The sequence below is a fragment of the Mucilaginibacter sp. P2_A4 genome, assembly GCF_056405015.1.
This window is the reverse complement of sequence record NZ_JBFUCX010000001.1, coordinates 427,785-441,520: the sequence shown is the minus strand read 5'-3', so window position 1 is coordinate 441,520 and position 13,736 is coordinate 427,785. Positions and strand designations below refer to the sequence as shown.

The window sequence follows — 13,736 nt, the reverse complement described above, 5'->3', positions numbered from 1 at the left end:
AAATATGTATAGCAGTGTATACATATTTAGTAAAATATTGCACATTTTTTATTACTAAATCATCAAAATAGCAACACATACTGCCCTCTATATACAAACGGAGCGATTATTGATTATTTAAATTTTAAAAGCGGATAAAACAACTATGGATTACTCCTGTAACAACTATTATAAGCCATGTAAAAATCAGTAAAGCTTTTCGAAAATTGATCAGTACATACTTATAACGTAGGTTTTCGTTAAATTTTTCGTACTGCTCATACTATTTGCTAATTTTGAAATATCCATCTATAACTACATATTATTATGACTTTAGAAATACAACCCAACATTCAATGCGAAAACTGTATTAAATGTGGAAGCCGCCCTCACGTTGAACAATCAAAAAAACACTGGATTGTTACATGCCCGAATAAGAAATGCAATAATTTTGTAAAAGCAGAAATTGTTAACATAGAAGGATGGAACAGGCTGAATAAGAGCAATGCCAATATAGCTCCAAACCAATCGCTTAAAAGAACAGCATAAGTTTAGTAAACCAAATTTTATGGCAAAATAATACTCAAAACTGCCACTTTTTGATAATTCGGATTACTATTTTTGCCCGCTATTGAACAGGCTATGGGTAAAGTATTTTTTTTGATAAACAATGCAACAGTTAGATTTTTGAACAGTACTTTGTTCAAAAATCTTAACTTCAAGTTAAACAAAGGTGAAAATTGGGCGCTTATAGGCCCCAGTGGCTCGGGCAAAAGCGCATTACTGCAAACCATAGCCGGCCGTTTCAATGTAACGGGTGGCACCATTACCTGGCATTTTGAAGATGAACTTCTAACCAAATTACCAACTGCCGACGGCATTAGTGCTAAAACCAAACTGATAGCCCTTGTCGAACCCAGGCATCATTTTCGCAATTTATCAAATACTACAGATTTTTATTACCAGCAACGCTATAACTCTTTCGATTCGGAAGATGCTTTAACCGTTGATGATTATTTAATGGTTGTTAACAGTGCCCCCCACGCCAACACCTGGTGGACGCCCGCCAAGGTGCTTAACCTGCTCAACCTGCAACAACTGCGCGATAAACAATTAATAAAACTATCAAACGGCGAAACCAAGCGCCTTATGCTGGCAGCGGCCTTACTAAAAAACCCGGTATTGTTATTATTGGATAACCCGCTGACGGGGCTTGATGTAAAAACGCGGCAGGAGTTCAATGGCATCATTGAGCAAATTACTGCCTCCGGAATCAACCTCATTATCGCAACATCGGCACATGAAATCCCTGCAGCCATTACTCACGTTGCTGTTTTAAACAACGGTGCTATTATTCATGAATGCACTAAGGCTAATTTTAACCCCGACCAGTTTAACCAAGAAGTTACCGATAATATTGATACTGCAGAACTTAGCGCGTTACTAAACCTCAATGGGGCATCCATACCGTACAACCAAATTGTAAAAATGGACAAGGTGCATATTCAATATGGCAATAAAGTGATATTGGACGATATAAACTGGGAGATAAAACCCGGCGAAAGATGGGCATTGCTTGGACCAAACGGAGCAGGAAAATCAACCTTGCTGAGTTTGATTAATGGCGATAATCCACAGGCCTACGCAAATCACATTATTCTGTTTGATAAAAAACGAGGCACCGGCGAAAGCATTTGGGATATAAAAAAGAAAATAGGTTTTGTATCGCCCGAACTGCACCAATACTTCCCAACCGATAATAGTTGCCTGCAGGTGATTGAATCGGGATATTATGATACGCTGGGTTTATTCAGGCCAAGCAATAAGGAGCGCGCCGCGATAGCCTTACGTTGGATGAAAACGTTGGAGATTGACCAGTATGCCCGCACCTTGTTAAAAAACATACCTGCCAGCGCCCAGCGTTTATGCCTGTTGGCCCGCGCACTTATCAAAAATCCATCTTTGTTAATTTTTGATGAACCCTGCCAGGGTATGGATGACCATCAGCAACTTCATTTTAAAAAACTGGTTGATACGCTATGTAGCATTAGTAATGTAACCCTCATCTACGTAACCCACTACCAGCATGAAATACCCAATAGTGTTGATAAAGTACTGAATCTGGACAAGGGCAAGGTAGTGAGTTAAAAGGATTTAATAAATCTTTATTTTAACACACCCTAAGCCTTCGATGCGTTTAATTTCTGCTCCTTTATCCCAAAAGCACTCCACCGGAGTGCTTCGGCTTGGCCTTGATACCGTTAACGGAACGATAAACTGGGCAAACAGCAGCGAATAGCTTTTTTTATGCAAGAAAAAAGAAAAATCGCCCATCAGTTATTCTATCTCAATAGTTAATTTTAATAACTGATAAAGATTTCCATTTCACCAAAAACAACTTTAAATAAACCAATAGTTTCAAGGGGGAAACAATTCCCCATTTTGGGTAAACAATAGTAACTTTAAGGCAATATAAAATTACAAATATTTTAATTTAAAGAGCTTTAAATTACCGTAATTACATTTAAATAGCTTCATTATTAATAATTTATGTATTTTTAAAGGGTAAAATTCCATTAGCATCATTATTGCATAAACCCTATAAATTATACTCATTTGAAGACACGTTTATTTAAAACTTTATTCATAATTGCATTCATCATAGTGTGCAATGTAGGTAAATCAAACGCAGCTGAATCCATTACATTTACTGCATTGAGTGGAACAGCCAACCAATATTTAGTAAAAAATGGAACAACATATGTTGTGTTTGGTTTCTCAATTACAGTTGCGGGGTTGCCAAGTGGATCCAACACTTATGTTCAGGTAGGAGATATATTGGTTAATACAACACAAACCAATTTAAATAATTATTTAACAAATGGTAAAATAATAAAAACTACAGATCCCACTACTATAACAAGTTCCACCAGCGGAGTTGGTAACCTTAATGTTAATGGCTCTCAGTACAAAATGTCAAATATTTTCACCAATAATCAAACTGGAAATGGCACATCTACTTTTTATCTTGTATTTGACGTAACTAATTTCCAAAATGGTTTTCCATCCCCATCCAATATAACTTTTTCATTTCCAACAACTCCAATAGATAACAATACGTTTTTTTTCGAAAACAACGTTAAACCATCATTTACAACCACAACTACTCAATTAACTACGCCAGCTACTTATTATTTTATAAACGCTATTTATGACTGGACTGGAAACTCCGATATAAATTGGAACAATACAGCAAATTGGGGTTCTGGTATTGTACCAACGACCAATGATCTAGCCAGAATTGGAATACTTGCATTAACAGGCAACAAAAAATATCCTACTATAAGTGCGGGCGGTGCCACCAGTGTAGGAGGAATAATATTTGGCACAGAGAATTCCGTATCAAGCAGCTTAACAGTTAACACTCCATTTACAATTAACAACGATATTTATGTGAGCCCTGCCTTGCCAAATAATGCAACAACCTATTCTATTTCGTTAGCTGGCAGCTCAACACTAACAGTTAGCGGTAATATAAAATTAGGTGACGGTGTAACCCTCCCACCAGGTAACAATTCCCCTTTTAGTATGACATCCTCCATTGCTAATTTAATTGTTACAGGTAATATTAATTTAAATTCTACTCAATCAAATGGGCAACGCCGGTTCGATGCAGAACTTGATATAACCGGAGGCACAGTTACCGCGTCAGCAATTAATACAACAAACCAATCTAATAATACCTCTACACTAAGTGTAGCCAATGCTACATTAAATCTAACCTCTTCAACGGCACTCGGTGCATTAACCACAACGGGCATCAATGTTATAACTTTTAATGGAACCGGCGCAACAATAAACTATTCGGGCGCAAACCAAACAATTTACACCAATAGTAATATTACAGGCCTATCATCAGGTGTCACTTACAATAACTTAACCCTTTCGGGCTCTGGTACTAAAACCGTGTTAGGTGGCACTTTGTCAATCAGCGGCAACCTAATTACAACCGGAGCGGCAGTAAATTTATATACCAATGATCCTACAGTAACAGTTACAGGTAACTGGACAAATTCCACTACAGTAACGCAGGATACAGGACCAATTACCATTACAGGTAGCGTAACTAACAATAGCGGCGGCTCACTTGCGTTAGGATCGGCAGATTTAAGTATTGCAGGTAATTATACCAATAACCTTGGTGGTGTATATACACAAAGCACAGGTACCACTTACTTTAATGGCAGTGGTTCTCAGGCATTAACTGATAACAGTGCCACCGGCACAACATTTAATAAAGTAAGTTTTTCTGGAGGAGCCTTAACGAGTCCTAAAACGATGTCTGGAAGCGGAGGCTTCGCGGTTTCCAGTACAGGAACGCTTTCGCTGGCTAACAATGCAACTACCAAACTTGATGCAGGAGGTGTATTAACATTAAAATCTACTGCTTCCTCAACTGCAACTGTTACCCAGATTTTAAATACAACCTCAACAATTATAGGAAATGTAAAAGTTGAGCGGTATTTTAGCGGAGGAGCAGTAGCCACCTACAGGGGGTATAGATTAGTATCTTCTGCCGTTAATAACAATTCGGTTACCAATAACTCTAGCAATACGGCTCTTTACAGCCTGGATTTTTTAAGCACCTCACCATCATCTATTTTTACAGCTGGTCCAGGTGGAACAGGTTCTGGCTTTACCTCCTTGGGAGCGGGCAACTCCACCATTTACCTTTATAGGGAAGACCTGACATCCAGCGCTGCCTCATTTAATGGCGGTAATTTTAAAGGTGTTTATGCGATCAATACCGGTACTACTTTTCAGGTAGCTAACCCTGCAGGCAACGGCTCACTGCCTACAACACTGCCTGTGGGAAATGGCTATATGCTTTATTATATTGGAGATAAAACACTTGTTGCCAGCAAAGTGACGCGTTCTGGCGGCAAATTTGCCGATCCTGAGTCATCTACTTCTACTGCTGTGGGCACGATAAACCAGGGGAATATTCCGGTTCAATTATGGTTCAAATCAACTACATTGCTGTCATACACCAACATCCCCGCAATTAATAATTCTATATCCCCAAGTTATGCAAGAGCATTTAACTTAGTTGGTAACCCCTACCCATCATCAATCGACTGGGACAAGTTTACCAATGCACTAACGGATCCGGGCACAGGCATATACGGCCCCAACCTAAAAAACTCCGTTTACGTTTATGATTACAGGAGCAAAAACTACGGCGTTTACCAGCAAGGTACCTCGGGCGGATTGGGTACACGTAACTCCAGTCACATCATTGCAAGCGGCCAGGGATTTTTTGTTAAGGTGGATTCATCCAAAATAGTTACGGCTGCAACACTTACTTTTCACGAAGGGGCTAAAATAAACACCCAAAATACGGGTACCAGTCTTTTGTTTAAAAGTGCTTTGGTATCCCAAATACTCAGGATCAAGCTATCGCAGGACTCAATCAATGCCGATGATATTATTTTAACTTTTGAACCAGAGGCCAAAAATGAATATGAAAGCGATAAGGATGCTGATTACCTGCAGGGGATTGGAAGTGCCGTATCATTAACAAGTTACGCCTTTAACAGCAATAAAAAATTGGCCATCAATCATATGCACAGTATTGATGCTTCAATGAGGATAAAGCTTTACGCTTCTGCTTCATCATCAACTATACTCGATACTTTATCAGCTACCGGCTTTGACTCGCTTGATCCCCGCTTTGATGTATATTTAATTGATCATTATAAAAAGGACTCTATATTTTTTAGCAAATACAAACAGTATTTATTCCAGGTCGATCGGAATGATGTTTCCTCCTATGGCAGCGATCGCTTTGAATTGGTATTTCATAAAAACAGCGAATACAATTACCATCTCCTTGGTTTTACAGCCAAAGCGGTTAAAAACACCGCGTTATTAACCTGGAAAGTTGAAAAAGAAACGACCTTCACCAGCTTTACAATAGAAAGGAATAATGGATCTGACCAGTTTACACCATTATATACTGTGCAAAGCAATGGCAGTAGCAATTATACCTTTGTAGATAAAAGCCCTTTAACCGGCGTCAATAATTACCGGTTAAAGCAGGTTGATGCTTTTGGCAATATTACTTACAGCACAGCAACGTTGAATTTCAACAACCAGTTATCAACAGCCGATGATTTCTTTTCAATCTATCCTAACCCGGTTATAACCCAGTTCAATATTAAAATTAATGCGTCAACTATTCCTAAGCAGGTACAGGTGCGTGTTACCGATTTGATGGGGAATACGGTAATAAACACAAAAAATCCAGGAGATAACATCAAGGTAAATGCATACAATTTAATGCCAGGAGCTTATATAGTAGAAGTGACCGATAGCTCAACGCAGAAAACCTTAGGGCAAAAAAAGTTAATCAAACAATAATTTATTTCTCTCGAACCGATATGTGCAAGAAGATATTTTCCTTTATACTAATTTCATTTGTTCCGTTAATAACTTTAGCGCAAGGTACATCCTGTGATGGCACCGACCCGCTTGACCCCTGCGCAACACCCCTTGATACCTGGGTAATTGTGCTGGTTGTTATTGCAGGCATACTTGCTGCCATTCATTTACACCGCAAACAAAAATCCCTTCAGGCTTAGGGCCCGAAGGGATTTTTCCTCTATTTAAGTTTTCCCTCCTTCATTTTTCAGGAGCCAATAAAACACTCGTTGGTATTTAATTTCCTGTCAGGCTTACTTTTATTTATAGTAAATTAACATTATTAACTGTTGGTATTTCAACGACTACCTTCCTCCTTTTTACCAAAATCACCCCGATTGATAATTAATAGTTAACAAAATTCGCAAAAGAAATTTACATTAATTATTACAACATTTTACTGTAACTATACGTACAATGCCATAAGTTATTAGGAAATTTTAAGCGAGTGTATATCTGATTTAATTAAGCAATAATTAACAAACTGGTTAGCATTCTATTGTATAACATTTATAAACTGCACCTTGTCATACTTTAATTTTCAACCTCCTTTAGCAAAAATTTTTCTACTGGTTGCATTTATAACGCTTGTACAAAACCATGCTTTTGCAGCAACAAAAACATGGACGGGCACTTCATCCGGAGATTGGAATACAGCAGCAAACTGGGGCGGTACTTTACCCGCCAATGGCGATATAATTAACATTGGAGTGGCCACTTTTACTAATCAACCCACTATTTCCTCCACTCCGCTATTTACCGCGTCATCAATAACTATCGGTAACGTAAAAGCAGTAACATTAACCATCAACACAGGATTTACCTTAACTGTTCCTACCTTAACTATGTCAACAACTACAATTGGCATTAGTAAAATTGCGGCGAATGGCACATTGGATGTTAACAACGTTACAATGAATAGCGCCCTTTCGGGCACCACTTACAGAAATAGCATAGTTTTAGGCACTGCGGGTATAATTAAGCTATCCGGCGATATAGAAGGTGGGTCACTTGATGCATCTGCCAATGGCTCAACGGTGATTTTAAATGGAACAATAGCACAATCATTTCCAAATACCACTGTAATTGGAGGTACTGCAATTGACCATTTAGATATTTACAATACTTATTACGGAAGCAGTACCGACCGCGGGGTAACGCTTACTGGTGCAACGGTAAACCAAACAACGCTCGAAGCTAATGCCATATTTAATGCAAATGGTACACTGGTAGTTGGTACAGGTTATTTTTTAACCCTGAAAGCTAATTCCGATTATATATCAAAATCCACATTTACATTTCGAGCCAATGATGTAATTGATCTAACATCTACAATTGAATATACTTCACCTACGCAAATAGTTAATTTATATACGCCAAATGCGGGGCAAACCAATTTGCCGCCAAATATCATTTTTACAGGCACAACAATGAGCGTTAATTCAGGAACTGCCCCAAATGCTACGCCCAACTTCGTAGTCAGGGGTAACCTAACTTCATCCGGTTCAACTACTGTAAATTTTTCGGGAATTACAAGCATAAATATACAGGGCGATTTTAAAGGAACCAGCAATATTGATTTAGCAACCAACAGTATACCCTTAACAATTGAGGGCAGCTGGTTAAATACTGCTACAGATGCAACAACAAAATCGGTTACTTATGATGGCAATGTGGCTGCTAATACCCAGGTTGTTTCTACAGCTATAACCTATGGTTCAACCCTTACTTTTAGCAATGCAAGTCCTAAAAAAGTAAGCTCAGGTACGCTTGCCGTTACCGGTGCATTTACAACAAGCGGCGGAGCAGTAAATTTATATACCAATGATCCTACGGTAACAGTTGCAGGTAACTGGACAAATTCCACCACAATAACGCAGGACACAGGTCCTATTACCATTACAGGTAATTTGACTAATAATAGCGGCGGCTCGTTGGTATTAGGATCAGCCGATTTAAGTATTACAGGTGATTATACCAATAACCTTGGTGGCGTATATACACAAAGCACAGGTACCACTTACTTTAATGGCAATAGCTCACAGGCATTAATTGACAACAGCGCCACTGGAACAACATTTAACAAAGTAAGTTTTTCTGGCGGCGCATTAACGGGCCCTAAAACGATGTCTGGAAGCGGAGGCTTCGCGGTTTCCAGTACAGGAACGCTTTCGCTTGCTAACAATGCAACTACCAAACTTGATGCAGGAGGTGTATTAACATTAAAATCTACTGCTTCCTCAACTGCAACTGTTACCCAGATCCTAAATACAACCTCAACAATTATAGGAAATGTAAAAGTTGAGCGGTATTTTACCGGAGGCGCAGTAGCCACCTACAGGGGATATAGATTAGCATCTTCTGCCGTTAATACCAATTCCGTTATCAATAACACGGGCAATACGGCTCTTTACAGCCTTGATTTTTTAAGCACCTCACCATCATCTATTTTTACCGCCGGTCCAGGTGGAACAGGTTCTGGCTTTACCTCCTTGGGAGCAGGCAACTCCACCATTTACCTTTATAGGGAAGACCTGCCATCCAGTGGCGCTTCATTTAATGGTGGGAATTTTAAAGGTATTAAGGCCATCAATACAGGTAATACCTTCCTGGTTGCTGACGCTGCAGGCACCGGCTCAACGAGCACGACTTTACCTGTAGGCAACGGCTATATGCTTTATTATATTGGAGATAAAACACTTGTTGCCAGTAAAGTAACACGTTCGGGTGGTAAATTTGCCGATCCAGAGTCATCTACATCTACCGCTACAGGCACCCTTAACCAGGGGGATGTTCCGGTTAAAATTTGGTTCAGAGCAAATACATTTCTTTCATACACCACCGGAATTAGTAATTACATATCCCCAAGTTTTGTTAGGGGATTTAACCTGGTAGGTAACCCCTACCCATCCTCTATCGACTGGGACAAGTTTACCAATGCAGCAACAGATCCGGGTACAGGCATATACGGCCCCAACCTAAAAAACTCCGTTTACGTTTTTGATTACAGGAGCAAAAATTACGGCGTTTACCAGCAAGGTACCTCGGGCGGATTGGGGACACGTAACTCCAGTCACATCATTGTAAGCGGCCAGGGATTTTTTGTTAAAGTTGATTCAATCAAAACAGTTACTGCTGCAAAACTTACTTTTCACGAAGGGGCCAAAATAAACACCCAAAATACGGGTAACGGTCTTTTGTTTAAAAGTGCTTTGGTATCCCAAATGCTCAGGATCAAGCTATCGCAGGATTCAATCAATGCCGATGATATCATTTTAACTTTTGAGCCTGAGGCCAAAAATGAATATGAAAGCGATAAGGATGCGGATTACATGCAGGGGATTGGAAGCGCCGTATCATTAACAAGTTATGCCTTTAACAGCAATAAAAAATTGGCCATCAATCATATGCACAGTATTGATGAATCAATGAGAATTAAGCTTTACGCTTCCGCGTCATCATCAACCAAACTCGATACTTTATCGGCTACCGGCTTTGATTCGCTTGATCCCCGCTTTGATGTATATTTAATTGATCATTATAAAAAGGACTCTATATTTTTCAGCAAATACAAACAGTATTTATTCCAGGTCGATCGGAATGATGCTTCCTCCTATGGCAGCGATCGCTTTGAATTGGTATTTCATAAAAACAGCGAATACAATTACCATCTCCTTGGTTTTACAGCCAAAGCGGTTAAAAACGGGGCTTTATTAACCTGGAAGGTTGAAAAAGAGACGACCTTCACCAATTTCACGATAGAAAGAGAGGATGGATCTCCACTATACACCGTGCAAAGCGATGGCAGTGGCATTTATACTTATCTGGATAAAAGTCCTTTAACCGGCGTCAATAATTACCGGTTAAAGCAGGTTGATGCTTTTGGCAATATTACTTACAGCACAGCATCGTTAAATTTCAACAGCCAGTTATCAACAGCAGATGATTTCTTTTCAGTCTATCCTAACCCGGTTATAACACAGTTCAATATTAAAATTAATACGTCAACTATTCCTAAGCAGGTACAGGTGCGTGTTACCGATTTGATGGGGAACACGGTTATCAACTCAAAAAATCCGGGAGATAACATCAGGGTAAATGCATACAATTTAATCCCAGGAGCTTATATAGTAGAAGTGACCGATAGCTCAACGAAGAAAACCTTAGGGCAAAAAAAGTTAATCAAACAATAATTTATTTCTCTCGAACCGATATGTGCAAGAAGATATTTTCCTTCATACTAATTTCTTTCATCCCGTTTATAACTTTCGCCCAGGGCGAAGCCTGTGATGGTACCGACCCGCTTGACCCCTGCCCCCTTGATACCTGGGTAATTGTACTGGTTGTTTTTGCAGGTATATTTGCCACCATCCATTTACACCGCAAACAAAAATCCCTTCAGGCTTAGGGCCCGAAGGGATTTTTGTTTTATTGCTTGCAGGAGGAATAAAATATCTTAAACTTTTTTGGTATCTAAAACCGGTTGGCGATTAACCTGGTTTAATTGCAATTGCTGCAATATGCCGTTAACAACCTTTGGCAATTCTTTAAGTGTTGTTTTGGGATTGTGTAGCTCACCTACACCAAAGCCACGCCACACCAGTGTGCGCTTGTTACGATCAATAATATCAATGATCAGGGTGCCTTCTTTATAGGGTACACGGGCAACAACACCGCCGCCATAGTATCCACCATAATAGCCTCCGTAATAAGGAAAGCCCCAGCCGCCAAACCCACCGTAAAATGAACGGTAACCCCAGCCAAAACCGCCCCAGCCAAAGCCAGAATACAGGCCACCATAATAGGATGGATAAAATTCATTTTTCACGCCCCTGCCGGTTATTGTTGAATAACTTACCAACAGATCGGGATCGGTTTCCTGTAATTTTAAACCCTTGTTTTGTAACGCGGTGATGGTTGCAGCTTTTACGGCTTCATCACCAATCTCTTTTTTCACTACGGCCCCGGCTTTGTTAGTTTGAACATCGGGCGGTAACCAGGCAAATGTGCGATAGGTTGACAGATCGGTTTTGTTACGGGCTGCGGTGTAATAGTTGTAACTGCTGCAAGCAGACAGGGCTGATACCAGCAACATTACCAGCCCCATGTTAATAGTTCTTTTCATGATAAATTTACTCCCTTATTTTTTGTTGTTAGACTATGGAGAAATGAAAGGTTTAATTTAAATATTATTTATTTAAATTAATTAACTGGGCGTATAATTTCTCGGTTGGCAGGCCTACTACATTGGTATATGAGCCATATATTTTTTCGATACCTATAAGGCCTATACGCTCCTGTATGCCGTATGAACCGGCCTTATCAAGCGGGCTATATTCGGTCACGTAACTGGTGATCTCCTCAAGGCTCAACTTCCGAAAAAATACTTCTGATACATCAAAAAAACTATTATACTTATGTTTATATAAAAGACATACACCGGTAATAACCAGGTGCACTTTGCCAGATAGCATTTGCAGCATTTCGATAGCGTGCGCTGCTGTTTCGGGCTTACCTAATATCTGGCCCTCAACGCAAACAATAGTATCGGCAGTAAGCACTACCTCATCCCCTATTGTTTCATCAAAAGCCTCAGCCTTTTTGCGGGCAATATAAACTGCAACTTCCTGGGGTGTTAAACCTTCGGGATATGATTCATCCACATCCTTTAATACTACCTCAAAATCCATATCCATTAACCTCAACAACTCCTGCCTGCGAGGCGATTTAGATGCTAGAATGATTTTGGGAATATTCATTGTGAGCAAAGATTTATAGATTTTGGGACAAAGGATTTTTTTTGAGCAAGGAGCAAAGATTTATGGACAAAGGACTTTTTTTTCGACCAAGGACTTTGAACTTCTACTTTTTTACTTTTTACTTAAGCTACCAGCTGTAGGCCTCTTCGCTCATCCACTTGTCCTGTACTTTTAGTACTTTTTCAATGATGTCGCGGGCGCAGCCTTTACCGCCGCCGTAAGGAGATACGTAAGCACTTACTGCTTTTATCTCTTCAACCGCATCGGCCGGGCAAACAGGTAAGCCGGCAAGTTTCATTACTTCCAAATCGGGGATATCATCGCCCATGTATAAAACATTGGTAGCTATAATGGCCTTCTCTTCCAAGTAAACCTTAAACCGCTGCGATTTGGTATGTGTACCCATATAAACATCCTGGATACCTAAACTATTTAAACGGTATATAGCACTCTTTGATCTGCTGCCAGATATGGCGCAAACATTATAACCGCATTTAACAGCCAACTGCAGGGCATAACCATCCTTTATATTAAAGGCCCTGCTTTGCTCGCCGCTATCTGTTACAAAAACAGAACCATCGGTAAGTACACCATCCACATCAAAAATAAATGTGGTTATATCTTTTAACTTATTCAGGAATGATTCCATTGGAGGATTACACTGATTTTATTTTAATTACACCGGCCATTCAGATTAATTTTCTGAAACGACTACGCCGGGAGATTACGCTAACTTTTAACTAATAACTGCTAACTATTTTCTGTAAACAGGACTATTGATTATCCCGCCACTCATATACCCAGGCCGATTGAATTTGCTCCAGGTGGCCTTCGTTTGATTCGGCTTTTGTACCGGCAAAGTTGGGCAGGCTTAGCACCCACTCCAATAACTCAGTAAAACGAATCCTGTATATTTTTGATTCGTCAAATTCGGCACCAAACTTTTCGTAAAGTTCAATAGCAATATCCTCGTAATCATTCCAGTGAATTGGTAGGGCAAATCTGTTCTCGCTCATTTTCTTGTGTTATACGCTTAATATTAAGCTATACGTTATATTTGGTATTTATCTCTGTTTTAATGACACATTAAAGGCATCCCGTAATTATTGCTCTTGCCGCATAGCGCGTTCTGTGCAAAACCGTTTCCGGCTTTCCGGGCTGTTCTAAAATTTCTTAATGGCCAAGGAATTGTGATTGATCTGGCAGGGTAACCTCTATATCGCCGTCAACAATTACACACTGGCAACCCAGGCGAGAGCTGATGCGAGGGTTAACTGCCCTGTCAATAAAATCCTCTTCTTTATCAGAAATTTCCTGGATGTTATCCATTCCTTTGTTAACGTAAACGTGGCAGGTACTACACCCACAAACTCCGCCGCAATTATGCTGTAGTTCTATGCCATTCTCCAGGCATACGTCCAATACAGATTCTCCCTCGGCTATTGGCAGCTCAATGGCTTCGTGCCCTTTTTCCTCGAAATTTATCTTTACTTTAAAAATGTTCATTTAGGCAAA

Annotated in this window: 11 protein-coding genes; 6 read left to right on the top strand and 5 right to left on the bottom strand. The window is 39.8% G+C overall.

Annotated elements, in window-relative coordinates; translation table 11 throughout:
- Positions 1-306 precede the first annotated feature (306 nt).
- The 6 genes from AC1DYB_RS01615 to AC1DYB_RS01590 all read left to right on the top strand — a co-directional run bounded on the left by AC1DYB_RS01615 (position 307) and on the right by AC1DYB_RS01590 (position 10,870).
- On the top strand, positions 307-528 hold the full coding sequence (locus AC1DYB_RS01615) for a hypothetical protein (RefSeq protein ID WP_477431877.1): 222 nt from the start codon (positions 307-309) through the stop codon (positions 526-528).
- A gap of 93 nt (positions 529-621) precedes the next feature.
- Positions 622-2,127: an ATP-binding cassette domain-containing protein gene (locus AC1DYB_RS01610; RefSeq protein WP_477431875.1), complete on the top strand. Its 1,506-nt coding sequence runs from the start codon at positions 622-624 to the stop codon at positions 2,125-2,127.
- A 468-nt stretch (positions 2,128-2,595) separates the two neighbouring features.
- Positions 2,596-6,402, top strand: coding sequence for a T9SS type A sorting domain-containing protein (locus AC1DYB_RS01605; protein WP_477431873.1), 3,807 nt, complete (start codon positions 2,596-2,598; stop codon positions 6,400-6,402).
- A 20-nt stretch (positions 6,403-6,422) separates the two neighbouring features.
- Complete coding sequence (locus AC1DYB_RS01600; RefSeq protein WP_477431871.1) at positions 6,423-6,623, top strand: hypothetical protein; 201 nt, start codon at positions 6,423-6,425, stop codon at positions 6,621-6,623.
- 363 nt (positions 6,624-6,986) lie between these two features.
- On the top strand, positions 6,987-10,655 hold the full coding sequence (locus AC1DYB_RS01595) for a T9SS type A sorting domain-containing protein (RefSeq protein ID WP_477431869.1): 3,669 nt from the start codon (positions 6,987-6,989) through the stop codon (positions 10,653-10,655).
- A 20-nt stretch (positions 10,656-10,675) separates the two neighbouring features.
- Positions 10,676-10,870 (top strand): hypothetical protein, encoded by a 195-nt coding sequence (locus AC1DYB_RS01590; RefSeq protein WP_477431867.1) that lies wholly within the window; start codon positions 10,676-10,678, stop codon positions 10,868-10,870.
- Between the two features lie 48 nt (positions 10,871-10,918).
- Here AC1DYB_RS01590 and AC1DYB_RS01585 read toward each other — a convergent pair whose 3' ends face one another.
- The 5 genes from AC1DYB_RS01585 to AC1DYB_RS01565 form a co-directional block, all read right to left on the bottom strand.
- Positions 10,919-11,587, bottom strand: coding sequence for a DUF4136 domain-containing protein (locus tag AC1DYB_RS01585; RefSeq protein WP_477431865.1), 669 nt, complete (start codon positions 11,585-11,587; stop codon positions 10,919-10,921).
- Between the two features lie 64 nt (positions 11,588-11,651).
- Complete coding sequence (locus tag AC1DYB_RS01580; protein WP_477431863.1) at positions 11,652-12,221, bottom strand: Maf family nucleotide pyrophosphatase; 570 nt, start codon at positions 12,219-12,221, stop codon at positions 11,652-11,654.
- Positions 12,222-12,348: 127 nt separating this feature from the next.
- Positions 12,349-12,870: a KdsC family phosphatase gene (locus AC1DYB_RS01575; RefSeq protein WP_477399898.1), complete on the bottom strand. Its 522-nt coding sequence runs from the start codon at positions 12,868-12,870 to the stop codon at positions 12,349-12,351.
- Between the two features lie 124 nt (positions 12,871-12,994).
- A complete protein-coding gene (gene iscX, locus AC1DYB_RS01570; RefSeq protein ID WP_295715768.1) occupies positions 12,995-13,237 on the bottom strand; it encodes a Fe-S cluster assembly protein IscX in 243 nt (80 codons plus the stop codon).
- A gap of 157 nt (positions 13,238-13,394) precedes the next feature.
- Positions 13,395-13,727 (bottom strand): 2Fe-2S iron-sulfur cluster-binding protein, encoded by a 333-nt coding sequence (locus tag AC1DYB_RS01565; protein ID WP_295715767.1) that lies wholly within the window; start codon positions 13,725-13,727, stop codon positions 13,395-13,397.
- Positions 13,728-13,736: the final 9 nt, after the last annotated feature.

What these genes read in the sequence shown, in the direction of transcription:
- AC1DYB_RS01615 (WP_477431877.1), top strand. Translation starts at nt 307, where the DNA reads ATGACTTTAGAAATACAACCCAACATTCAATGCGAAAACTGTATTAAA.
- AC1DYB_RS01610 (WP_477431875.1), top strand. Translation starts at nt 622, where the DNA reads ATGGGTAAAGTATTTTTTTTGATAAACAATGCAACAGTTAGATTTTTG.
- AC1DYB_RS01600 (WP_477431871.1), top strand. Translation starts at nt 6,423, where the DNA reads ATGTGCAAGAAGATATTTTCCTTTATACTAATTTCATTTGTTCCGTTA.
- AC1DYB_RS01590 (WP_477431867.1), top strand. Translation starts at nt 10,676, where the DNA reads ATGTGCAAGAAGATATTTTCCTTCATACTAATTTCTTTCATCCCGTTT.
- AC1DYB_RS01585 (WP_477431865.1), bottom strand. Translation starts at nt 11,587, where the DNA reads ATGAAAAGAACTATTAACATGGGGCTGGTAATGTTGCTGGTATCAGCC.
- AC1DYB_RS01580 (WP_477431863.1), bottom strand. Translation starts at nt 12,221, where the DNA reads ATGAATATTCCCAAAATCATTCTAGCATCTAAATCGCCTCGCAGGCAG.
- AC1DYB_RS01575 (WP_477399898.1), bottom strand. Translation starts at nt 12,870, where the DNA reads ATGGAATCATTCCTGAATAAGTTAAAAGATATAACCACATTTATTTTT.
- iscX (WP_295715768.1), bottom strand. Translation starts at nt 13,237, where the DNA reads ATGAGCGAGAACAGATTTGCCCTACCAATTCACTGGAATGATTACGAG.
- AC1DYB_RS01565 (WP_295715767.1), bottom strand. Translation starts at nt 13,727, where the DNA reads ATGAACATTTTTAAAGTAAAGATAAATTTCGAGGAAAAAGGGCACGAA.